Annotated in this window: 18 protein-coding genes and 1 pseudogene; 11 read left to right on the forward strand and 8 right to left on the reverse strand. The window is 60.9% G+C overall.

All coding sequences use genetic code 11. The annotated features are described in order from the left end of the window. The first annotated feature begins 101 nt into the window (after nucleotides 1–101). Both CLV89_RS12400 and CLV89_RS12405 read left to right on the forward strand, forming a co-directional pair. The gene (locus CLV89_RS12400; RefSeq protein WP_106164122.1) at nucleotides 102–1,757 is read left to right on the forward strand and encodes a GMC family oxidoreductase; all 1,656 of its coding nucleotides are present in this window, start codon (nucleotides 102–104) and stop codon (nucleotides 1,755–1,757) included. A gap of 89 nt (nucleotides 1,758–1,846) precedes the next feature. Then, nucleotides 1,847–2,272 carry an organic hydroperoxide resistance protein gene (locus CLV89_RS12405; protein ID WP_106163990.1) on the forward strand — a complete coding sequence of 142 codons (426 nt, stop codon included), beginning with the start codon at nucleotides 1,847–1,849 and terminating at the stop codon, nucleotides 2,270–2,272. Nucleotides 2,273–2,347: 75 nt separating this feature from the next. On the opposite strand, the gene CLV89_RS12410 is transcribed toward CLV89_RS12405, so the two are convergent. After that, nucleotides 2,348–3,256: a LysR family transcriptional regulator gene (locus tag CLV89_RS12410; protein WP_106163991.1), complete on the reverse strand. Its 909-nt coding sequence runs from the start codon at nucleotides 3,254–3,256 to the stop codon at nucleotides 2,348–2,350. A 112-nt stretch (nucleotides 3,257–3,368) separates the two neighbouring features. On the opposite strand from CLV89_RS12410, the gene CLV89_RS12415 reads away from it, so the two are divergent. From CLV89_RS12415 to CLV89_RS12445, 6 genes are all read left to right on the forward strand, one after another. Next, the gene (locus tag CLV89_RS12415) at nucleotides 3,369–3,698 is read left to right on the forward strand and encodes a nuclear transport factor 2 family protein (RefSeq protein ID WP_106163992.1); all 330 of its coding nucleotides are present in this window, start codon (nucleotides 3,369–3,371) and stop codon (nucleotides 3,696–3,698) included. After that, nucleotides 3,695–4,474, forward strand: coding sequence for an SDR family oxidoreductase (locus CLV89_RS12420; protein ID WP_106163993.1), 780 nt, complete (start codon nucleotides 3,695–3,697; stop codon nucleotides 4,472–4,474). Before CLV89_RS12415 ends, CLV89_RS12420 begins: the two co-directional genes overlap by 4 nt. Nucleotides 4,475–5,083: 609 nt before the next feature. Next, nucleotides 5,084–5,488: a hypothetical protein gene (locus CLV89_RS12425; protein ID WP_106163994.1), complete on the forward strand. Its 405-nt coding sequence runs from the start codon at nucleotides 5,084–5,086 to the stop codon at nucleotides 5,486–5,488. A gap of 245 nt (nucleotides 5,489–5,733) precedes the next feature. Further along, entirely contained in the window at nucleotides 5,734–6,315 is a 582-nt protein-coding gene (locus CLV89_RS12430) for a hemerythrin domain-containing protein (RefSeq protein ID WP_165798129.1), read from the forward strand. Between the two features lie 597 nt (nucleotides 6,316–6,912). Continuing rightward, nucleotides 6,913–7,866, forward strand: coding sequence for a TAXI family TRAP transporter solute-binding subunit (locus CLV89_RS12440; RefSeq protein ID WP_106163997.1), 954 nt, complete (start codon nucleotides 6,913–6,915; stop codon nucleotides 7,864–7,866). 68 nt (nucleotides 7,867–7,934) lie between these two features. After that, a complete protein-coding gene (locus tag CLV89_RS12445; RefSeq protein WP_106163998.1) occupies nucleotides 7,935–9,719 on the forward strand; it encodes a TRAP transporter permease in 1,785 nt (594 codons plus the stop codon). A gap of 204 nt (nucleotides 9,720–9,923) precedes the next feature. On the opposite strand, the gene CLV89_RS22395 is transcribed toward CLV89_RS12445, so the two are convergent. Continuing rightward, the gene (locus tag CLV89_RS22395) at nucleotides 9,924–10,412 is read right to left on the reverse strand and encodes a hypothetical protein (RefSeq protein ID WP_133166720.1); all 489 of its coding nucleotides are present in this window, start codon (nucleotides 10,410–10,412) and stop codon (nucleotides 9,924–9,926) included. A gap of 305 nt (nucleotides 10,413–10,717) precedes the next feature. Here CLV89_RS22395 and CLV89_RS12460 point away from each other — a divergent pair, with 305 nt between their 5' ends. The 3 genes and pseudogenes from CLV89_RS12460 to CLV89_RS12470 form a co-directional block, all read left to right on the forward strand. After that, nucleotides 10,718–11,545, forward strand: a complete 828-nt coding sequence (locus CLV89_RS12460; RefSeq protein ID WP_106164123.1) for an inositol monophosphatase family protein — start codon at nucleotides 10,718–10,720, stop codon at nucleotides 11,543–11,545. Next, entirely contained in the window at nucleotides 11,545–11,739 is a 195-nt protein-coding gene (locus CLV89_RS12465; RefSeq protein WP_106164001.1) for a hypothetical protein, read from the forward strand. Before CLV89_RS12460 ends, CLV89_RS12465 begins: the two co-directional genes overlap by 1 nt. Nucleotides 11,740–12,378: 639 nt before the next feature. After that, a pseudogene (locus CLV89_RS12470) lies at nucleotides 12,379–12,969 on the forward strand (Hint domain-containing protein); the annotation flags it as partial. Nucleotides 12,970–12,988: 19 nt separating this feature from the next. Here CLV89_RS12470 and CLV89_RS12475 read toward each other — a convergent pair. The 6 genes from CLV89_RS12475 to CLV89_RS22635 all read right to left on the reverse strand — a co-directional run bounded on the left by CLV89_RS12475 (nucleotide 12,989) and on the right by CLV89_RS22635 (nucleotide 20,557). After that, nucleotides 12,989–13,594 carry a nucleotidyltransferase family protein gene (locus CLV89_RS12475; RefSeq protein WP_106164002.1) on the reverse strand — a complete coding sequence of 202 codons (606 nt, stop codon included), beginning with the start codon at nucleotides 13,592–13,594 and terminating at the stop codon, nucleotides 12,989–12,991. A 234-nt stretch (nucleotides 13,595–13,828) separates the two neighbouring features. Beyond that, the gene (locus CLV89_RS12480; protein WP_106164003.1) at nucleotides 13,829–16,243 is read right to left on the reverse strand and encodes a GcvT family protein; all 2,415 of its coding nucleotides are present in this window, start codon (nucleotides 16,241–16,243) and stop codon (nucleotides 13,829–13,831) included. A gap of 247 nt (nucleotides 16,244–16,490) precedes the next feature. Further along, the gene (locus tag CLV89_RS12485; RefSeq protein ID WP_106164004.1) at nucleotides 16,491–17,804 is read right to left on the reverse strand and encodes an HlyC/CorC family transporter; all 1,314 of its coding nucleotides are present in this window, start codon (nucleotides 17,802–17,804) and stop codon (nucleotides 16,491–16,493) included. A 124-nt stretch (nucleotides 17,805–17,928) separates the two neighbouring features. Further along, nucleotides 17,929–18,882 (reverse strand): tyrosine recombinase, encoded by a 954-nt coding sequence (locus tag CLV89_RS12490; RefSeq protein WP_106164005.1) that lies wholly within the window; start codon nucleotides 18,880–18,882, stop codon nucleotides 17,929–17,931. Between the two features lie 6 nt (nucleotides 18,883–18,888). Continuing rightward, nucleotides 18,889–20,418 carry a hypothetical protein gene (locus tag CLV89_RS12495; protein WP_106164006.1) on the reverse strand — a complete coding sequence of 510 codons (1,530 nt, stop codon included), beginning with the start codon at nucleotides 20,416–20,418 and terminating at the stop codon, nucleotides 18,889–18,891. Then, nucleotides 20,408–20,557 carry a hypothetical protein gene (locus CLV89_RS22635; RefSeq protein WP_165798130.1) on the reverse strand — a complete coding sequence of 50 codons (150 nt, stop codon included), beginning with the start codon at nucleotides 20,555–20,557 and terminating at the stop codon, nucleotides 20,408–20,410. The genes CLV89_RS12495 and CLV89_RS22635 overlap by 11 nt, the downstream gene beginning before the upstream one ends. Nucleotides 20,558–20,563: the final 6 nt, after the last annotated feature.

A 20,563-nucleotide genomic window follows, 5' to 3' on the forward strand; every position in this document is an offset into this window, starting at 1 on the left:
TCCATCAGACGCCACGCCGAGTTCCAACCGCGGCTCTGTGCGCAATGGATGACGTGCGCTCAGAGACCGATACCCTCAAACATCTGAAGAGAGTTTCCAAAATGGATTATGAAAACGCGAACTCGCGGCATGATCTTGCTGTCGAAGAAAACCAGGCATCGTTGCGCCGCGCGCTTCGCACTGATTACGATTTCATTGTGTGCGGCGCCGGCTCCAGTGGTTCTGTGCTGGCGGCCAGGTTGGCAGCGGATACGAACGTGAGTGTCCTTCTCCTCGAAGCCGGTGGGGACGACGTCGCCGACTCCGTCCGTGACCCGGCGCAGTGGCCCCTGAACCTGGGGAGCGAGCGCGACTGGGGCTTTCTCGGTGAGCCGGCCGAAACACTAGGTGGCCGTCGCCTTCCACTCAGCATGGGCAAGGGGCTCGGCGGCGGCTCCAGCATCAACGTCATGGTTTGGGCTCGTGGACACAAGGAGGACTGGGATCACTTCGCTGCGGAGACCGACGACAAAGAGTGGGGCTACGAGTCTATTCTGGGTTATTACCGCCGCATCGAGGATTGGCAGGGTAATCCCGACGCACAAAGACGTGGCACTGGTGGCCCGGTGTACGTGGCGCAGCCAACCTCGCCCCAGCCGGCGGCTCATGCCATGATCGAAACGGCGCGACAGATGGGCATTCCGATTTTCGACTCCCCGAACGGAGAGATGATGGAGCGTCCCGGTGGAGCAGCCATTGCCGACCTGCGTATCCGCGACGGCAAGCGTGAATCCGTCTTCCGGTCATACACTTACCACGTGATGCATCAGCCCAATCTGACGGTTCTGACCGGAGCGCTTGTTTCGCGCATATTGCTGGCCGGCAAGACAGCGGTCGGCGTTGAGGTCGTGATGGACGGAAAGGCTCGCGAATTCCGGGCACGATGCGAAACCGTTCTTTCCCTCGGTGCGGTCCAGACGCCCAAAATTCTGATGCAATCCGGGATCGGCGCCGAGACCGAGCTGAAGCCGCACGGCATCAAGGTCATCGAAAACCTTGAGGGTGTAGGGCGCAACCATCAGGATCACCTCGCCTTCGGGTGCACCTGGGCCTATCACAAGCCGGAAGCCGTAGGCGGTGGCGGTTGCGAGGCAAAGCTTTATTGGCACAGCGACTCGAGACTGCGACAGCCCGACATCCTGCAATGCCAGCTCGAGTTCCCTGTGCCCGCGCCGGAGGAAGCCGGGATCGAAACGCCCGAGCACGGTTGGACGATGTTTGCCGGGCTCGCGCAGCCCAAGAGCCGCGGACGCCTCAGGCTCTCCGGTCCGCGTGTCGATGATGCCATCCTGATAGAACCCAATTCCTTGAGCGAACCCGAGGATCTGGCAGCAGCCTTCACTGCGGTCGAGCTCTGCCGGGAGATCGGCAATCACGCTGCCTTCGATCAATTGGTCAAAGCGGAGTCGGCCCCCGGGTCTCGTGACCGCAAGGCCATGGCCGAGTTCATCCGCAACTCGGCGGTGACCTACTGGCACCAGTCTTGCACCGCAAAGATGGGGCGAGACAGCATGTCGGTCGTCGATCATCAGCTCAAGGTCTACGGGATTGACAACCTGCGTATCGCGGACGCCTCCATTATGCCGCGCATTACGGTCGGCAACGCCATGGCGCCGTGCGTCGTCATCGGTGAGCGCGCGGGCGACCTGATTGGCAGGGAGCACGGATTGTCGACCACTTCTTCAGCGGCGCGGGAAGCCGTGGGGCCTGCCAGCTGAGACTCCGCCCAAGAACTGCCATCAACCAGATCGCTCGTGACAGCATTCAGCCTGCGTCACGGACGAGCAATCACACCGAGGAGCACATCATGAACATCCTGTACAAGACCTACGCCAAGGCAAGCGGAAGCGGCCGCGACGGCACCGCAACCATCGAGGACGGGCCCCTGACCTTGTCGCTGTCGACGCCCAAGGCCCTGGGCGGCCCGGGTGGCGAGGGCACCAACCCCGAGCAACTCTTCGCCAGCGGCTATGCGGCCTGCTTCCTCAGCGCGCTGCGCTTCATTGCCGGACGTCAGAAGCATAAGCTGCCCGAGGACACGAGCGTGACCGTCACCGTGGGCATCGGCCCCCGGGATGACGGGGCAGGCTTTGCCCTGGACATTGCGCTGGCCGCGAGCCTGCCCGGCCTCGATGGGAAGATCGCCTCGAAACTGGTGGAAGAGGCCCATGCCACATGCCCCTATTCGTACCTGACGCGTGAGGGTGCGCAGGTGCGGCTGAGTGTTGCCTGAGCCGCCTTCGCGGATCTCTTTGCAAGGGCACCGTGGGCTGGTCCGCTCCCGGTGCCTTTTTCATGACCCATATGCTCAACGCCCGCGGACCGAGCGGGCCAGCTCGCGGGCGAGGTCCACGAAGACCTTGAACGCCGCTGGCGGGTTTCGGCGGCTTGGGTAGTAGAGGCAGAGCGGGGACAGAGGCGGCGTCCACTCGTCCAGCACCCGCACCAGTCGCCCCGCGGCGATATCGGCCTGAACATCGGATTCCATGAAATAGCCGATCCCGACCGAGTCGAGCACCGCGATGCGCGCGAGGCTGGCCTCGTCGAGCGTGATCGGGCCATCGACATCCACCTGCACCGGCTCGCCTTCGGATTCGAACTGCCAGCGGAACATGCCGCCGTTGGGGAGCCGCGTGCGGATGCAGGCATGGGACAGCAGGTCGGCGGGAACGCGAGGCGGCTCGCGGCTGGCGAAATAGACCGGGCTTCCGACCACTGCGTAGCGGCGCGCGGGGCCGATCGGAATCGCGATCATGTCGCTTGGCACGAGCGGTTGGCTGCGGACCCCGAAATCGAAGCCGTCGGCGACAATATCCACGAGGTTGCCCTCGGTGACGACGTCCACGCGAACTTCGGGAAACCGGCGGAGGAACTCGAGGACCAGCGGCGCCAGGATCTCGCGCCCTGCGGTGGCGAAGGTGTTGATGCGCAGCGTGCCCGAGGGCGTTTCTTGCTGCGCGCGCACCGCATCGAGCGCCTGATGAATGTCACGGAGCGCGGGGCTGACCTGGTCAACGAACCTCCGACCGGCGCCGGTCAGCGATACGCTGCGTGTGGTGCGGTTGAAAAGGCGTACGCCGAGCTGCTCTTCCAGATTGGCGATGGCGTTGCTCAACGCACTCGTCGACATACCCATATCGAGTGCGGCGGCCCTGAAGGAGCCCCTACGGCTGATCGCCAGAACGGCATCGAAATCGGTCAGTTTGTAGATGGCCATTATCCTGAAATCCGAAATTCCGCATCTCATTTTGTCCAGGTTATCGGCATAACGTCAATGCCCTAGATTTGGCTCCATCAGCAACGGAATTGAGAAGAACAGGAGAAAGACCATGAGTATCGATCTTCCCGAAGTCATCGACGCCTATTTCAAGGCCGACAAGAAGGGCAATGCCCAGGCGATCTCTGAGTGCTTCACGCCGGACGCCGTGGTTGTCGACGAGGGCAATACCTATACCGGGCGCGACGCGATCCGGCAGTGGATGGCGAATGCCTCGACCAAGTACACCTACACGGTCGAACCCTTCGCGCTGGCGGAAGAGGGCGGGCGGTCCGTCGTCACCAGCCACCTCGTCGGCAACTTCCCCGGGAGTCCCGTGGACCTGCGCTATTTCTTCGCCCTGGAGGACGGGATGATCGCCGAACTGGAGATCGTGCCATGAACGCCTTCGTGACGCTTGAAGGCAAGCGCGCGCTCATCACCTCCGGCACACGCGGTGCCGGAGCCGCCACGGTGCGGCTCTTCGAGGACTTGGGCGCGCGGGTGCTGACGACGGCGCGGACACGGCCGCCGGAGATGCCGGAGGCGCAGTTCGTCGCAGCCGATCTCACCCGTCCCGACGGATGCGCTACAGTGGCCGAAGCGGTGCGCGACAGGCTCGGTGGCGTGGACGTGGTGGTGCACATGCTGGGCGGCTCCTTCGCCCCTGCGGGCGGTTACCGTGCGTTGGATGACGCGGAATGGCAGAGGGAGATCGACCTGAACCTGATGCCGGCAGTGCGGCTCGACCGCGCGCTACTGCCCGGCATGGAGGCACAGGGCTCGGGCGTAGTGATTCACGTCACGTCGATCCAGAGCCAGTTGCCATTGCCCGAGGCGACCACGGCCTATGCCGCAGCGAAGGCCGCGCTCTCGATCTACAGCAAGAGCCTCTCGAAGCAGGTCTCGCCTACGGGCGTGCGTGTGGCGCGGGTGTCGCCGGGTTGGATCGAGACCGAGTCCTCCGTGGAGCTGGCGAAGCGGCTTGCGGCGGAGCACGAGGTGGATGTCGAGCGAGGCAAGCAGATGATCATGGACTCGCTCGGCGGCGTGCCGATCGGGCGGCCGTCGAAGCCGGAGGAGATCGCGAACCTGATCGCCTTCATCGCTTCGGACCGCGCGGGCACCATCACCGGCACGGAATACGTGATTGACGGCGGAACCGTGCCAACGGCCTGAAATCCTCAGGGGACTGAGCAGCGATGGGTGAAACCAATAGTTATAGCTTTGCGGCCTGCCCACCGCGCTCAAAGCGGGGTTTGCGGAAACCGGTGATATCGGAATACTTTTCGGTGACGATACTCCAAGTTCGATGGATCGATTTCTGCAAAGCCAGGTGACTCGCCTGTTGAAGCGCACACCCGGAACGATGAAACCCGGTGTTTTACGAATGGGATGATCTGTTCAGAGAATCGTCGCAGACTGGAGAAGGTTGGATATGAGGCCCATCCCCTCCGCCATTACCCCCATTGCTAACCAGTGACACCACCCTGATGGGCACGGATTTTTGCGTGTTGTCGTAGGGGGGGGCGGAAACCGACCGAACCTCATAGACGCGCCGCTTGGCCGAAGCTGGGTTCAAAATGGCCCCCAGACTCAGTTCGAGCGAACCTCGTCCGTTCCGGTTCGGTACCGTTTTCCGTTATGTTTCAATAGTCTGCCTGCGACCTCCGCCAAAACCCAAAAGCGCGTTGCGAACGATATCCATGCCAACGGAGATCGAACACGCGGTAGGCGCATTGCTCAGGATCGCCGCGAAAACCCGGGCGGCGTTTGGGGTGCCTTTCAATGGAGCGGTTAGATCTGATCTGGACCCTTAGCTCGGCAAAGTGGCTTTGCGACGACGCCGAATTGCGGGCGCTTTTCGTATCAGAGGATATGGAACACGCGGAGGAATACGCGGCCCGCTACATGGATGATAATCTCAGGTGTCTGGATCAGCTGAACCCAGATGCGATATCGCGCTTGGTTGCCGCTGGCGAAAACGATTGGACGAACGCAGTGGCCAAACGCCGAGAAGCGGCTGGGCTCGCCGACACTATCGCAAATGGTTTTGCAAAGGCGGTTGAGAACCTCAGTCAGCAGCAGTCACTGCCTCATTCGCTCATAGAGGACGGGACCAGCGGTCGCATGTTTGTTCAAACGGCTTCAAAAGAAACACAAAGCAAGTTTCTCGTTGTCATGCCTAAATAGTAGCCTGGTCGCCCAGCCCCTTTCCCAAAGGCGATTAAGTAGAACAAGTGATGGCCGCCAATTGCATCGACTGATCCTCTGCGGGGTTTAGCATAGACACTGTGCGCCCGCCGAAAAGCGGTTATCCGGCAAGTGATACTTAGACGGCAGCAATGGGCCGATGTATCTTGCATCGGGAAGGCAGTTGCCTAATTCGCAAGGTCGATGCTCTTGACTTGGGGAAAGCAGAGGCTTTCATACCAAGCATGAATGACCTCTCAACACATTCGCTGGATGACCTCACAATTGACGAGTCCGCGCGGCCCAAAGCGCCGAAGGTTCCGGCAGCGACAGACATGCACCGCCGCCAAGGTCGACAGCTGGCGGCCATCCACCGTCACTATCTGATGGAGATGGCCCAAATTGGAGCGGTGTTGGCGCGTATTGAAGCGGGAGACGCTCCGCCCGAGAATCTGAGGCAGATCGTACTTTCACTCGACATGGCGGAGAATTTACGGGCCTTCGGAAACCTTTGCGGACGCGAGTGCCAGGTGCTCAAGTTCCACCACGACATTGAAGGTTCCGATATGTTCCCTCGGATCGAGGCGGCTGGTGGAGGGATGTTTCGAGAGGTCGTCGCCAAGCTGCTGTCAGAGCATGAGGTGGTCCACGAGTTGATCATCCGCCTCGGTCGCGCTGCGGACGCGCTAATGGAAGATCCGAAAGAGGCGAACTTCGTTCATGCCGCCACCACGTACCGAAAACTTGAGGAGGTCATACGCTCCCATTTTGGCTATGAGGAGACGGAATTGGCTGAGGCCATCGGATATTACCTCGGGTCGATTTGAATCCGGATCCGGAACAGCTGTGCATCGTCTGAAGTAGATGCAGTTTCGGAGCGCGTTCATCCGCGCTGCCGCCGCTCAACGGTCAGAAATGCTTCATGCAATATATATGGTAGCAATGACGGGCCGCACCGCAGCGCTGGGTGCCAGCGATGAAAGGCATCAACGGGACGCTCAGGTTTCGAAGGGCGAACACGGTTCGCAACTTTGCAGCAGCAGCTTGCTGCGCTTCTCGGACCTTTGATCACGAAGCAGAAGCTAACAATGCAGGCCAGTGAGGTGGCCGGGATCAAGTCTCGGCAAGATAACTCAGTCTTGCTGAGGAGCTTTCTGCGGTTCAGGCCCTTCGCAGTCACTCGCCTAGGTGACCGGCGCTGCAGTGCAGCTTCGCCAAACCGGCAATTCGTCCAAGGCGCAGCATTTTCGAAAGGTAAAAGGTTGGCGGTGAAGGACTTTGCTGCTGGTCGCCGCGGTGTCGCCAATGCCCGGTTTTAGGAAATCAGCGTTTCAACATGCTCGTTGGCGCAGTTGTCAGGCAGGTTGTGTGTGTGAAGAATTTGGGCTTAATTGATCAGCGAAATATTTTTGGGAGGAAATCAGATGAAAACGATACTGAAAACAGCGGTTGCGGCAATCGTTCTTACATCTGCCGCCATCACTACCGCGTCGGCCGAGACCCGCGTGACCTACAAGTCGGCGAAAACCGGCTCGTCCTATTACCAGATGGGCGTCGAACTGGCCGAAGCCATGAAGGCTGCTGGCGACATCTCTGTAACCATTGAGGAAAGCCAGGGTTCTGTCCAGAACGTGATGGAGGTGCGCGCACGCGGCGGTGACTATGTCTTTACCACCCCGCCCGCGCTCGTCGGCCTTGCCCAAGGTGGCAAGGCGATGTTCGAGGGCAAGGGCGATCCCGCCTTCGAAGACATTCGCGCACTTTTCCCGATCCCGTCGCTGACCATGCATTTCGTTATGTCTGCCGGGAGCGGTGTGACCGACATTGCTGATCTGGACGGTCAGACGATCCTGCTTGGCAAAGGCTCCTTCGGAGCCAGAGAGGGGGAGAAATATCTCGGGCTCTTCGGCGTGGCCGATAGTGTCGAGATCGCGGACGTCGAGCTTTCCAACGCGGTTTCCGCGCTGAAGAACGGCCAGATCGACGGCTTTGTAACCGCAGGGTCCTATCCTGCACCCAATGTGATCGAGGCAGCCGCCTCCAGCTCAGTTACGGTGCTGTCCATGACCGACGCGCAAATCGCCGAGACCAAGCGCACCAAGCTGACTATCCCTGCCGGTACCTACGCGGGTCAAGAGGCTGATATCAATACGACGTCGCTCCCCGTTGTGGCCTTCACGACGACGAAGATGGACGACGACACCGCTTACGCGCTGACCAAGACCTACTGGGAGAACAAGGCAAAGCTCGGCGAAACATCGCGTTGGTGGAACGGTGTGAATCCAGCCATGCTGAGCAACATCACCAGCAAGATCCATCCCGGTGCCGTGCGCTATTACCAGGAAGCAGGTATCGACCTAAGCGACGCGCATATGTAATGCGCGGGCGTCTTTTGCAGGTCGGGCATCGCGCCCGACCTGTGTTCCTTTAATCTAAGAGACCGTTGATGCCTAATATTTCCAATGGCCGGATTGGTGCGGCCCTTTGGCTGGTCCTGGCGGCTGCTCTGGTGACCTATCATCTTGCACTGATCTTCTCGGGTCTCGTGCCCAACCTGGTCAGCCGCCCGCTGCATATGGCATTCATCCTGCCCTTCGTGTTTATGCTGGGAAATAAGGGTCGTTGGGCCACAATCAGCGGCACGGTGCTGGCCGCTATGGGCATGGCCGCAGCGATATGGATCGCGATCAACCATGATCGGCTGGGAGATCAATACGGTTTTCTCGAAAGCAATACGCAAATCGCAATCGCAGTCACGCTGCTGGTGGTAACACTGGAAGCGGCCCGCCGTGCGATCGGCTGGCCGTTGCCGCTGGTTGCCGCAGCAGCGTTGCTCTACGGTCTTTTCGGTCAACACATCCCGGGTCAGTTCGGCCATTCTGGCACACCGATCGCAAGCTTCCTTGGCACAATGACGATTGCAGAGGGGGGCATCTTTGGGTCGCTCACCGGTGTCTCGGTTGGCGTTGTGGCAATCTTCGTGATCTTTGGCGCGGTTCTTAATGCGGGCGAGGCAGGCCAAGGTTTCATGAACGTGGCCGGCGCGGCAGCCGGGCGTCTGAAGGGAGGAGGGGCGAAGGTCTCCGTGATCTCCTCGGCCCTCTTCGGGTCGATCTCGGGTTCGGCTTCGGCCAATGTCGCCTCTACTGGGGCGATCACCCTGCCTGCGATGACCAAACTCGGCTACCCCAAGCGCCTTGCCGCCGCGGTCGAGGCAGTTGCCTCCTCTGGTGGACAAGTTATGCCGCCTCTGATGGGCGCGGGTGCCTTTGTGATGGTCGAACTGACGGGTGTGCCCTATACGTCGATCATGGCGGCGGCAGTCCTACCCGCGGTGCTTTACTTTTTCGCCGTCTGGGTGGGTATAAACGCCTACGCCACGCGCTTCGACCTCAAGGGGGTGGACGAGGCAGACCAACCAACGGGGCGCGACGTCGTCATCACCTCGCTGTTTTTCCTTGTGCCGTTCTCGGTCCTGCTTTGGGCCATGTTCGGGGCTGGATTCACGCCGCAATATGCTGCAGCACTTGCAATCGTGGCCGGGGCGTCGCTGCTCTTCTTCAATGCAGACTTCGATTTTCGCCCCGCTCAGATTGCCGAGAGGTTTCAGAGCGCGGTGATGAGTGCCGCCAGACAAGTATCAATGATTGCAGCCATAATTCTGTGCGCTTCGATCATCATCGGTGTGCTTGCGATCACGGGCCTTGGCGTCAAGATCACCTCCCTTATCCTCGAAGGATCGGGTGGCCTGCTTTGGCCGTCACTGCTTCTGACAGCGCTCGCATGCCTTCTGCTTGGGATGGAGGTGCCAACGACCGCAGCCTACGTCATTTGCGTTTCTGTTGCGGGTCCAGCACTGATCCAACTGGGGCTGGAACCCTTGCAGGCACATCTATTCGTCTTCTGGTTCGCTTTGCTATCGACGATAACGCCACCCGTCTGCGGTGCGGTATTTATCGCTGCTGGCATGATCGGGGAGAATTGGTTGAAAGTCGCCCTGACTGCCATGGCTCTTGGCGTCGGGCTCTATCTCATACCTCTGGGTATGATCGCTAACCCTGATATAATCCGACTGGCTCAAAATCCTGTTCTCGCGATCATAGCAATGCTGCGGCTCGCTTTCGGGTTGGCCCTCGTATCCTACGGTCTGATTAGTGCACGTAAGATTTTCAAGACAGCGGTGCTCGTCGGTGCCGGGTTGGCGGTTATCTTCTCTGGTATCTATATCTGAAGTCATTGCCTTGGTGCAGCTTCACGCTTACGTGGTTCCGGTTCAGTCAAAGCTGAAACGGCAAGTAGGCAATTTCTTGAAAGCTGTCGTTTGATCGAGCCGCAGCAGCCGTAGTTCTGGGCTCGAAGCGGTCCTTGGCGCCATGGCGGTCGGTTGTGACGCGCTTCTTGCGGTGATGGGAATGCATGCCCCCACACATATGGCTTACGCCCAGTGATCGGGCACTGGCATCATGAAACTTAAAGCAAGCTCCTGCCTCTGAGCCAAGTCCATCGCGTCGCCATAATCCGGAGAGCCGCGGATCACCTTGACGCTATGCCCCATCATTTCTCTGCCGACGTCCATTCGCTTAGTCACATCCAATATCCGACTTTCCCAGGTGTGGCGCACACCACCGATCATGTGCTGAACAGAGGACAGCAGGTCATTGCTTCGCAGGTAAGTGGTCATGGTGCCTGAATAGTTGTTTTTGCCTCGATGTCGCGGAAATTCATCCGCATGGCGCTTGGCAGCTGCAAGTGTGACACCAACCAGAGGAACCACGCACACGGATGCGCTGTTCTTGATCTCTCTGCGGGTTTCCCCTTCCTCAGAAGCCAGTTGCAGGTGCGGGACTGGATGATCGAGCACAATGGCACTGGCAGGGAGGGCGTGATTTTCGGACTGACGGCACCCCGTTTCGGTCGAGATCAATAGAATGTCTCGTGCTTCTGTGTTCGTCGCGTCAAAGGCCCGAGGCACAAACCACTTGTCGGTGATCGAATCCAGCGGAATTTCCAGCTTCCACGCGGTCTAGGATATCATCCAACGGCGCATCAAGCAGGTCTGAAATCGCGCAGGCGATAAGCGAAGCCTCTCGCCTGCGCGATTTTCTGGGCGGCGCGGCCATGTTGTTGCTCTGTCGTCAAAACGTCATGAAACCAATGGCGACTTTCGCGTGAAGTTCCCTCCGCAACCGGCTAAGACCGTCGGGAGACGCGGACAGGGAGCGGATGCACATGCGGCTGGATCAGGATATCGAAGAGGCCCTCATCACCATGGTGCGGGCGGCGGCGCGGGCAGAGATCATGCCTCGCTTTCGTAACCTTTCAGCCGGGGCGATCACCGCGAAATCCTCCGCCATCGATCTGGTTACAGTCGCCGATGTGGCTGCCGAAGCGCATATGACCCGCGCCGTGGCTCAGATCCTGCCCGGCGCCGTGGTCATCGGCGAGGAGGCCGTCAGCAAGGATGCGTCGGTGCTGGCACGGCTGCCAGACGCCGAAGTTGCGGTGATCCTCGATCCCATTGATGGCACCTGGAATTTTGCCAATGGCCTGGCGGTCTTTGGTGTCATCCTGTCGGTGGTGGTGCGGGGGCAGACCGTGTTCGGGCTGCTTTATGATCCGGTGATGGATGACTGGGTGCAGGCGAGCCTTGGCGGCGGCGCGTGGTTCGCAGCGCCAGACCGCACGCCAGAGCGATTGCAGGTCGCACCAGAGCGCCCCTTTGCCGAGGCGACCGGGTTCTTGCCGCATTACGTGTTCCCGCAGGCCGAGCAACCCCGTCTGGCCCAAGGCATGATCCGCGCGCGGCGGGTCAACTCGCTGTTCTGCTCCTGCCATGAATACCGCATGATGGCGCAGGGCAACGCGGATTTTGTGCAGAATGAGAGTCTGAATTGCTGGGATCACGCCGCCGGTGTTCTGGCGGTGCTGGAGGCCGGCGGCCATGCGCAGCTGGTCGACGGGCGTGACTACGCTCCGGCGATCTCTGAGGGACGGCTGACGGTCTCCACGGGCGCGCGCATGCGCAATGAGGTGATACAGGCCTTTGGTCTCGGCTGATGGCAGCGCCTCTTGGCCCGCAGGACTGCCGATACATCCCCGCAGCGGTCAAGATCGGCAAGGCGGTATTCTATGCGCAGGCGCAGATGTCGCTGGACGAAGCCTATGTCGGGGAAGTGATGGCGTGGGATGCCGAGGCGGGCATCGGGGCGTTTATCGCCAAATCCGAGATGCAGGAGTGGACGGGCAAGTGACGCGCTAAGAGGCGACTATTGTTGCGCGTTTCGGCTTTGTAGCCCCGCCATCACCACGTGTGACTCGCAATACCGTGCAAAATACCGTGATGATTCGGTATCTGGTTCGCTGACAGAGCGAAACAAACGCAAGATGCACCGCTTGTTTGTCCGCTCCGAGCCAACAATGCGCTTATGAGACAAATGGGCACTGCGATCTCAGCGTAAAACCGCCATGACGTCGCGGGGTTTCGCCTGTGGAAACAATCGACAATGTCAAAACGGGCATTTGGATAGTTTGATGTGAATTTGAGCCAAATTTACGTGATCTGTCGGGCAACCATCACCGGTGCGCGTGCGCAAATGTCGAAACAATAGATTGCTCCGCGGGGCGCCCTCGGGCGGTTGGCCTCTGGGTGCGAGGTCTATGCGCAATTTTAACTGTCTTTTAGACTATGTGTGCGGGGGCGGCCTCGTTATCCCTGACTTCCACCATGATGCGGCTCGGAGGTGATCTCAGTGTCGCGAGGGATAGATCGTCGAGTGTTCGGCGAGATCGAAGGAGAGCGCGGCATGGCCAGAGATTCAGATACCCGAGATCCAGAGACCGCGCCATGCAACGGGATGAACTGGCGCGATAGGGACCGAGGACAGGCGCGGATCTCGCCCTGCTTTACCCCTGGCACGTTGATTGCAACACCGCGTGGAGAGCGATTGGTCGAGAATTTGCAAGTCGGCGACCGAGTTATCACCCGCGACAACGGCATCCAGCAGATCCGCTGGATTGGCCACAACGCGATGGGGCGAGAGGGGCTGGCGCGGGCTTCCTATCTGCAGCCGATCCTGATCCGACAAGGTGCGCTTGGCAACGGTCTGCCCGAGCGCGACATGATGGTCAGTCCAAACCACCGGGTATTGGTGGCCAACGACAAGACCGCGCTTTATTTCGAGGACCGCGAGGTTCTGGTCGCCGCAAAGCACCTGACGGGCCTGATCGGTATTGATGCGGTTGAGACCACCGCGGTGACCTATATTCATTTCATGTTCACGCAGCATGAAGTTGTGCTGTCGGATGGCGCATGGACCGAGAGTTTTCAGCCCGGTGACCAGTCGCTGCGCGGATTGGACAATGCGCAGCGCAACGAGATATTCGAGCTCTTTCCCGACCTGCGACATGCTGAAGGTCAAGAGGCCTATCCCTCCGCCCGTCGGACCCTGAGGAAGCGCGAAGCCAAGATGCTGTTGCACTGAGTTACGGCATGCCCTCTGGTTATGTCTGTGTCCTGCCAGCGCGCCAGGCAGACCAGGCGTCCGGCGTATCCAGATCAATGAGCGCATGTTGCCCGGGCAGCGCGATCTCCGTCACGGTTTCACCTAGCAGCACGTGGCGCGCCCCTTCGTCGCCCTTCAGGGTTTGTAATGCGGAGAAGCAACGACGCGGGAACAGCACCGGGTGACCTGGGCGGGGGGCGCCTGAGTTATCCTGACCCGTTGCACGCAGGATCGGTCCGTCTGGCCCGCTGAAGTGGCGTGCAAGCTGCCGGAGGTCCGCCGTCGTCAGCTCTGGCATGTCAGCAGGCAGGATCATCACTCCGTCGATCATTGCGGGTAGCGCCCTGATCGCGGTGCGAATGGAGGCGCCCATGCCCTCGGCCGCGTCAGGCACCGGAATGCACTGAGCCGGGTCAATCAGCGCGGCGCGCGGATGGGTTAGGGCGGGAACCGTCACCCGGACGTCAAAACCAGTCGCCTGCGCTTGCTGCAGCAGATGAGACAGGAGCGGCTGGCCGGCGACCGTTTCCAGCAGCTTGTCACCACCCCGCATCCGGGAGGAGGCCCCGGCAGCGAGGAGGAGAATGGTGAGAGCGTGAGGCATGTATCGCGCACCTTGTGTTGAGCGGCGCCGGTCGGAGCCTCCGGCGGAGGTATTTTGGAAAAGATGAAGCGGGATGCCAAGGGGGTTGGTCAGCCTTTATGACCTATTGTTTCGCACGCGAAACATTGGGGCAGGGAGAGTTACCATAAAGTTGCACGCGCCCCGGGGGAGCGCGTGCGGTGGTCCGGCAACAGGGGGCGAGACAGGTCAGTCCTGTTGACCTGTTTTAAGGTTTCAGCCGCGCATACGGGCGCCATCGGCGTCAAACAGCGGCTCGGTAATCAGCCGTGCGGCGTGTTTCTGGCCGAGGATCTCAATCTCGACCTGCAGCCCGTCGGTGGCGCGCTCAACGGGGACAAACCCCAGCGCGATGGATTTCTGCGCATGGTGGCTGTAGCCACCCGAGGTGCAAAACCCCACCACTGCGCCGTCGAGCCAGATCGGCTCATAGGCCACAACATCGGCGTCATCGGCCTCGACCTCAAAGGCGCACAGCTTGCGCGCTGTACCTGCGTCCTGCTCAACCTCTGCAGCGGATCGCCCAATGAAATCAACTGGTTTCTTGAAGGATATAAAGCGGTCCAACCCGGTTTCCGCCGCCGTGTAGTCGGGAGAGAATTCCGATAACCAGGAGCCGAAGAACTTGTCCAGCCGCAGCGACATCATGGCGCGCATGCCGAAGGGTTTCATGCCGTGGGTTTGGCCCTCGCCCCAGAGCGTGTCCCACAGGGATCGCTGGCTCGGCAGGTCGCAATAGATTTCATAGCCAAGATCGCCCGTGTAGCTGACCCGTTGCACGACGCAATCCACCTTGCCAATGGTCATGCGGCGCACATCGAGGAACTTCAGGTCTACGGCATCGCGGGTGACGGCGGCGAGCACGTCCCTGGCGCGGGGGCCAGCGATCTGGAAGCCGTTGACCTGATCCGAGACATTGTCGACCGTCACGCCCTCGTCCAGGTTCTGCAGGAACCAGCGCATGTGATAGGCCTGCGCGCCATAGGAGGCGGTGAGCTGGAAGTCCTCCTCGCCGAGGCACGAAATGGTGAAATCCCCGATCAGGCGTCCCTTGGGCGAGAGCATCGGCGTCAGGCTGAGCCGACCCTGTTTTGGCACCCGGCCCGCCATGATGCGATCCAGCCAGGCGCGGGCACCGGCGCCTTTGACACGGTATTTGCCAAAGTTGTGAATCTCATTGATGCCAACGGCTTCGCGGACGGTCTTCACTTCGCGTGCGGTGGCCTCGAAGGCGTTGGAGCGCCGGAAGGAGGGGATCTCGTATCGCTCTTCTCCTTCGGCGGCAAAGTAGTTCGGGATCTCCATGCCGTAGTAGTGGCCCCAGACGGCGCCTAAGCCATCAAAGATGTCGTACATCGGCGTCGTTCGGAAAGGCCGTGCGGCCGGAAGCTCCTCGTTCGGATAGGCGATGGAGAAGCGTTTCTGATAGTTCTCGATCACCTTCGGGCGAGTGTAGCCGGGGGTGATCCAGTTGCCATAGCGGGCGACATCCATGGCGGCTGTGTCGCGTTCGCATTCGCCCTCGACCATCCACTGCGCCAGCATCAGCCCGACGCCACCGCCTTGAGAGAAGCCCGCCATCACGGCGCAGGCGGACCAGTAGTTGCGCACGCCGGGCACTGGGCCCACCAGCGGGTTGCCATCGGGGGCAAAGGTGAAGGGGCCGTGGATTACTGATTTGACACCGGCCTCGGCCAGGGCCGGGAAACGTTTGTAAGCAAATTCAATGCTCTCTTCGATCTTGTCAAAGTCGTCTGGCAGAAGTTCGTGACCAAAATCCCAGGGCGTGCCATCGACCGCCCATGGCCGGCAGGGTTGTTCGTAAAACCCGATGCAGAGGCCGCGACCTTCCTGTCGCAAGTAGCTTTCGCCCGCCGGGTCCATTACATGCGGATGCTCGCCGCCGCCGTCGATAATCTCGGCAATCATCGGCACCTCGTCGGTGACGATGTATTGGTGCTCCATCGGGTGCAGCGGAAAGTAGATCCCGGCCATCGCGCCCACTTCGCGGGCCCAGAGACCGCCTGCGTTGACGATATGCTCGGCGTGAACGGTGCCCTTGTCGGTGACCACATCCCAGCTTCCGTCGGGGCGCTGGTTGGTCTCGATCACCTTGCAATGGGTCTCGATGGTGGCACCGCCCATGCGTGCGGCCTTGGCGTAGGCGTGGGTGGTGCCAGAGGGGTCGAGGTGGCCATCCAGCGGATCGTAGAGCCCGCCTATGATGCCGTCGATATTGGTGACAGGGGCGATTTTCTTTATTTCTTCTGGGCTTACGATCTCTGTCTCAAGTCCCATGAAGCGATGCTTGGCGCGCTCCGCCTTCAGCATGTCGAAGCGTTCCTTGTTGTCCGCAAGGGTGACGCCGCCGACATGGTGCAGCCCGCAGGACATGCCGGTGATCTCCTCCAGCTCCTTGTAGAGCTTGATGGTATAGCCCTGAAGGGCGGCCATGTTGGTGTCGCCGTTCAGGGTGTGAAAGCCCCCGGCTGCATGCCAGGTGGAACCGGAGGTCAACTCGGAGCGCTCAATCAGCATCACGTCGGACCAGCCGAGCTTGGTCAGGTGGTAGAGGACGGAGCAGCCGACGACGCCGCCGCCGATGACGGCCACACGGGTGGTGGTTTTCATGAAGTCTGTCTCCCTGTCAGGTTCGCGATTTGCATCATTCTGGACACTTGTGCCCAGTAGTCCAGTCAAAATGCGACAGGGGATGTCGGAGGTGGGATGCAAACCGGGTGATCTCCCGCCCGCTTGTCCAGCCCCAACGGGATTGGCCCTCCGGTTGGGCGGAGCGCGGCGCGCGCCGCGCTGGTCGCTTCGGGCAAAGCCCGAAGCGAAACCCCTCTTTCGCGGGGTTTTGGATGACAGACAGATATCAGCTGTTCAGGGGGCGAATTTTCAGACCCGTGACGCGGTTGCCTTCACGCGCGGTGACTTCGAAACGGAAGCCATGAAAGGAAAACACCTGTCCCACTGTCGGGATCATCTGCGCCTCGTGGATCACAAGGCCTGCAACGGTGTTGGCCTCTTCGTCGGGCAGGTTCCATTCCATGGCCCGATTGAGGTCCCGGATAGTGGTGGCGCCTTCGACGATGAAATTGCCATCCCCCGTCTTGCGGGCAAAGCTCTGTTCGGCAGGGTCGAATTCATCGGTGATCTCGCCGACGATCTCCTCGAGAATGTCTTCGAGGGTGATCAGCCCTTGCAGGGAGCCATATTCATCCACCACCAGCGCGAAATGAGTGCGCATGCGCAGGAACTGGCGCATCTGATCGTCAAGCGTGGTGGTCTCTGGCACGAAATATGGCGGCTTGCTGACTTCGGTGATGTTGAAGTCACGCAGTGCGGAGGCGTCGCCATCCGGACCGCCGATCTTGGCATACATCTTGCGTAGCAGATCCTTCGCATGGACCACGCCGATGATGTTCTCCTGATTGGTGCGAAACAGCGGCAGACGGGTGTGTGAGGAGGTCAGGCATTGTTCCAGAATGGCCTCGGGGTCGGCTTCGGCATCGATCATTTCGATTTTAGAGCGATGTAGCATGATTTCCTCAACCAAGCGGTCGGAGAGATCCAGCGCGCCAAGGATACGATCGCGGTCTTCCTTTTCCACCACACCTTCGGAGTGGCCGATCTGCAGCGCACCGACGATTTCTTCGCGCACCGCCATGATGTGGCTGTCCGGGTCGATCTGCACCCCGAAGACGCGCAGCACACCGCGCACAAGCAGCCGCACCGCACCGACGATCGGTGCCAGGATCGTCACCAAGGTACCAATGACCGGCGCCACGGCTGCGGCGGCCTTTTCGGAGTTTGTGATGGCGTAGGTCTTTGGCAGCACCTCGGCAAAGACCAGAACGAGCATTGTCATCACGATGGTTGCCAACGCGACGCCACTCTCACCGAAGATCTTGGTGAACAGGGCGGTCGCCAGAGAGGCCGCCAGGATGTTGACAAGGTTGTTGCCCAGCAGGACAGACCCGATCAGTCGCTCGCTGTCCTCGGTGATCTGCAGCGCGCGTTGTGCTCCGCGCGCGCCCTTGTCAGCCTGACTGCGCAGCTTGCCGCGTGAGGCGGCGGTGAGTGCAGTTTCGGAACCGGAGAAAAAACCGGACAAGATCAGCAGCAGCACAATGCCGCCGGAGGTGATCCAGAATGAGCTGTCGAGTACGGAAGTTGCGCTGTCCATTGGGGTCCTGAGGGTCCTTCATTTTTGATGGTTATGCTGTGCGAGCGACGTTGGATCAAGCAGTCTGGGGTCGAAACCGGCATTTGCCTGCGCCGGAAGCGCCGGTTTGGGGCCTCGGCACCTGTCAGTCCGTGTCCGACGCTTTCTGTGCGAGCGGATGGTGTTGGTGCACCAGTTCTGCCAGTCGGGCATCGAGAACATGGGTGTAGATCTCGGTTGTTGCAATATCCGCATGGCCCAGAAGTGCCTGAATCGCACGCAAATCCGCACCATTGGCCAGCAGGTGTGTCGCAAAGGCATGGCGCAGCGTGTGCGGGGTCACTTTTTCGGGCGAGACGCCACCGGCCACTGCCAATTCCTTGATCAGAAGGTAGAAGCGATGCCGCGTCAGATGCCCGTCCTTACTCCGGGAGGGGAACAGGAAACGAGAGGGTTTGTGGCCTTCGGTTTCGCGTTTGTCCTCGATCCCGTCGCGGGTGCTGAGCCAGACAGCCAGGGCCGTGCGCGCCGGTGGTGACAGGGGCACCATGCGCTCCTTGCCGCCCTTGCCCAGAATCAGCAGCATGTTGGGATCACCACGTGCGGCCGACACCGGCAGCGAGACCAGTTCACTCACCCGCATGCCGGTGGCGTAGAGCAGCTCCATCAGGCAGGTGTTGCGCAACCGGTCGGCCTCTGTGCGCCCGGTCACACGGGCCGCTTGTAAAAGCAGGTCGACCTCCGCGATCTCAAGGGTCTTGGGCAGGGATTTGGCGCGGCCCGGGCCTTTGATTTGCAACGCGGGATTGTCCTCGCGCCAGCCTTCTTCAAAGGCAAACCGATAGATCTGCTTGACCGCAGAGAGGCGCCGGGCGCGGGTGGCGCGGCTCAGCCCTTCGGCGTCGCAGGAGATCAGGTAGGTCTCCACGTCGCCTTGCTGCATTCGGCTGAAATTCAGACCTTGCCCGGCCATCCATTGCGCCAGATTGCGCAGATCGCGCCCGTAGGCGAGCAGCGTATTGCGCGCCGCGCCCAACTCGGCGGCCTGAGCATCCAAGAAAGTGGAAATCCATTGGACGTCATCATCTGGTGCGCGCATCTGTTGTCACCCGCGCGGTAGAAGCAGGAGTTGGAGCGCGGCACGGCGTGCCGTGTCCTCAAGCCCCATATGGCGGAACGCGGCCAGAGACTGGGTCGCAGCCTCCAGATTGCCGTCGGCCCCATGCGAGAAGCTTTTCATCGTCACAAGGATGGCCTCGCCAAGACGACCCTGGTCGAGCAGCAGTTTCTGTGCCGCGGGCAGCGTGCTGTCAGAGGCAAAGCCGGTGGCGATGGCCTGTTCCTGCGACGTGTTGGCGAGTTCCGCCGCCGGCTGCCCTTCGGCCAGAGAGGCAAGGAAGCGGCTGTGCCTGCTGTCATTCGGGGGCGTGGCTGCGGCTGTTTCATAATCCGCAGAAAGCAGGCGCAGGCGCCAGGCGATCATGGCGGCCTTGCCGTCCAGTTTGATGTCCGCCAATCGCGGCGCAAAGAGATCGGCCATCGCCATTTCCAGCCCTGCAGCCTGAGCGGCGGCCCAGAAGGCCGGCAGCGTCTTTCGCACCGCGTCGGCGCTGCCGGTGGACAGGGCGGTGTCAAACCGCTGCACCGCGGCGACCCGGTCCCAGATACCGCCAGAGGCGGCCGGACGACGCGCGGTGAACAGTCCCAGCAACTGGTTCGGGTTCATCGCCCGGCTACGGGTCAGGCGTTCTGCGGCCTCAAGCTGGGCCTTCCATCCGGCGATGTCGCGCAGATCCGCGCTGGCAAAGGCGCGGGGCAGGGACCGTGTTGGCATCGGCTCTCCGATCGCCTCGAACATGCGAAATTCGAGCGGCGTCGGGGCGGAAGGGGACGGCAGCGGCGGCATGCCCTCATAGAGGTCCGGATTGAGGAAACGGTCCAGCAAGGCAATCTGTGTCTTGCCGAGCAAGGCCAGCGCATGGGCCGTTTCCAGCATCAGCGCAGCAGTGGGCCAGTCTCCGCGACGGGCGGCGCAGAAGATGCGCGCTGCATAGTCCTGCATCAGATAGGGATCCGCCGTGAGCGCGGCGCAGCTGCGCTCCTCATCGCCGTTCAGCAGCGTTACATCGAACCAACGGTCGAACCTTTGCGCATTCTCGGTCGGACCGGCCTCTTGCACCAGCGCCTGAGCCGGGTCCGTGGCGCCGATCTCACGCAGCCGGTCGAGGCGTGCAAGCAGGATCTGGTCGTCGTCACGAAAGGGCGGGCGCGCTTCGGTCAGAAGCAGTGTCATCAGCAGCGATTGCATCGCGGGCAGGTCGGAGACCGGAACCTCCCGGATCAGCGTCGCCAGCTGTTCCGGTGGGCTGCCTTGCCACAGGGTTGCCGGAAGTCCGGTGCGCGATTCCGGCACCAGCCCAATGGGCGGCAGCAACCGCTCCAGCGGGGTGACGGTGATGTCGGGGCCATGCGCGCTTTGCGCGACCGGGGGTTCCTGCAAGAGCGTCGGCGGAATATTGGCCACCGGAGGAGCAGCTTTCAGCCAGTCAATTGCGGTCAGCGGATCGCGTGCCAAAACCGGAGATGTCGTCAGCAGAAGACCGCCAAGGACCAATGCGGCAGTTTTAGTCGGCATTGAGCACCACGGGTTTGCGCACTTCTTCTGACGGAGCCGAAAAATCCGCACCAAACCAAGGGCCTACATAGGCGTATGCCACCAGCCCGATTGCCGCCAAAATGAGGAGGAAAGCCAAGTATTTTACCAAACGTGCCATGGGTGT

This window comes from Tritonibacter scottomollicae, from assembly GCF_003003215.1.
Taxonomy (GTDB): domain Bacteria; phylum Pseudomonadota; class Alphaproteobacteria; order Rhodobacterales; family Rhodobacteraceae; genus Epibacterium; species Epibacterium scottomollicae.

What these genes read in the sequence shown, in the direction of transcription:
- CLV89_RS12430 (WP_165798129.1), top strand. Translation starts at nt 5,734, where the DNA reads ATGAATGACCTCTCAACACATTCGCTGGATGACCTCACAATTGACGAG.
- CLV89_RS12405 (WP_106163990.1), top strand. Translation starts at nt 1,847, where the DNA reads ATGAACATCCTGTACAAGACCTACGCCAAGGCAAGCGGAAGCGGCCGC.
- CLV89_RS12485 (WP_106164004.1), bottom strand. Translation starts at nt 17,804, where the DNA reads ATGGACAGCGCAACTTCCGTACTCGACAGCTCATTCTGGATCACCTCC.
- CLV89_RS22635 (WP_165798130.1), bottom strand. Translation starts at nt 20,557, where the DNA reads ATGGCACGTTTGGTAAAATACTTGGCTTTCCTCCTCATTTTGGCGGCA.
- CLV89_RS12415 (WP_106163992.1), top strand. Translation starts at nt 3,369, where the DNA reads ATGAGTATCGATCTTCCCGAAGTCATCGACGCCTATTTCAAGGCCGAC.
- CLV89_RS12420 (WP_106163993.1), top strand. Translation starts at nt 3,695, where the DNA reads ATGAACGCCTTCGTGACGCTTGAAGGCAAGCGCGCGCTCATCACCTCC.
- CLV89_RS12440 (WP_106163997.1), top strand. Translation starts at nt 6,913, where the DNA reads ATGAAAACGATACTGAAAACAGCGGTTGCGGCAATCGTTCTTACATCT.
- CLV89_RS12465 (WP_106164001.1), top strand. Translation starts at nt 11,545, where the DNA reads ATGGCAGCGCCTCTTGGCCCGCAGGACTGCCGATACATCCCCGCAGCG.
- CLV89_RS12490 (WP_106164005.1), bottom strand. Translation starts at nt 18,882, where the DNA reads ATGCGCGCACCAGATGATGACGTCCAATGGATTTCCACTTTCTTGGAT.
- CLV89_RS12480 (WP_106164003.1), bottom strand. Translation starts at nt 16,243, where the DNA reads ATGAAAACCACCACCCGTGTGGCCGTCATCGGCGGCGGCGTCGTCGGC.
- CLV89_RS12400 (WP_106164122.1), top strand. Translation starts at nt 102, where the DNA reads ATGGATTATGAAAACGCGAACTCGCGGCATGATCTTGCTGTCGAAGAA.
- CLV89_RS12445 (WP_106163998.1), top strand. Translation starts at nt 7,935, where the DNA reads ATGCCTAATATTTCCAATGGCCGGATTGGTGCGGCCCTTTGGCTGGTC.
- CLV89_RS12475 (WP_106164002.1), bottom strand. Translation starts at nt 13,594, where the DNA reads ATGCCTCACGCTCTCACCATTCTCCTCCTCGCTGCCGGGGCCTCCTCC.
- CLV89_RS12425 (WP_106163994.1), top strand. Translation starts at nt 5,084, where the DNA reads ATGGAGCGGTTAGATCTGATCTGGACCCTTAGCTCGGCAAAGTGGCTT.
- CLV89_RS12460 (WP_106164123.1), top strand. Translation starts at nt 10,718, where the DNA reads ATGCGGCTGGATCAGGATATCGAAGAGGCCCTCATCACCATGGTGCGG.
- CLV89_RS12410 (WP_106163991.1), bottom strand. Translation starts at nt 3,256, where the DNA reads ATGGCCATCTACAAACTGACCGATTTCGATGCCGTTCTGGCGATCAGC.
- CLV89_RS12495 (WP_106164006.1), bottom strand. Translation starts at nt 20,418, where the DNA reads ATGCCGACTAAAACTGCCGCATTGGTCCTTGGCGGTCTTCTGCTGACG.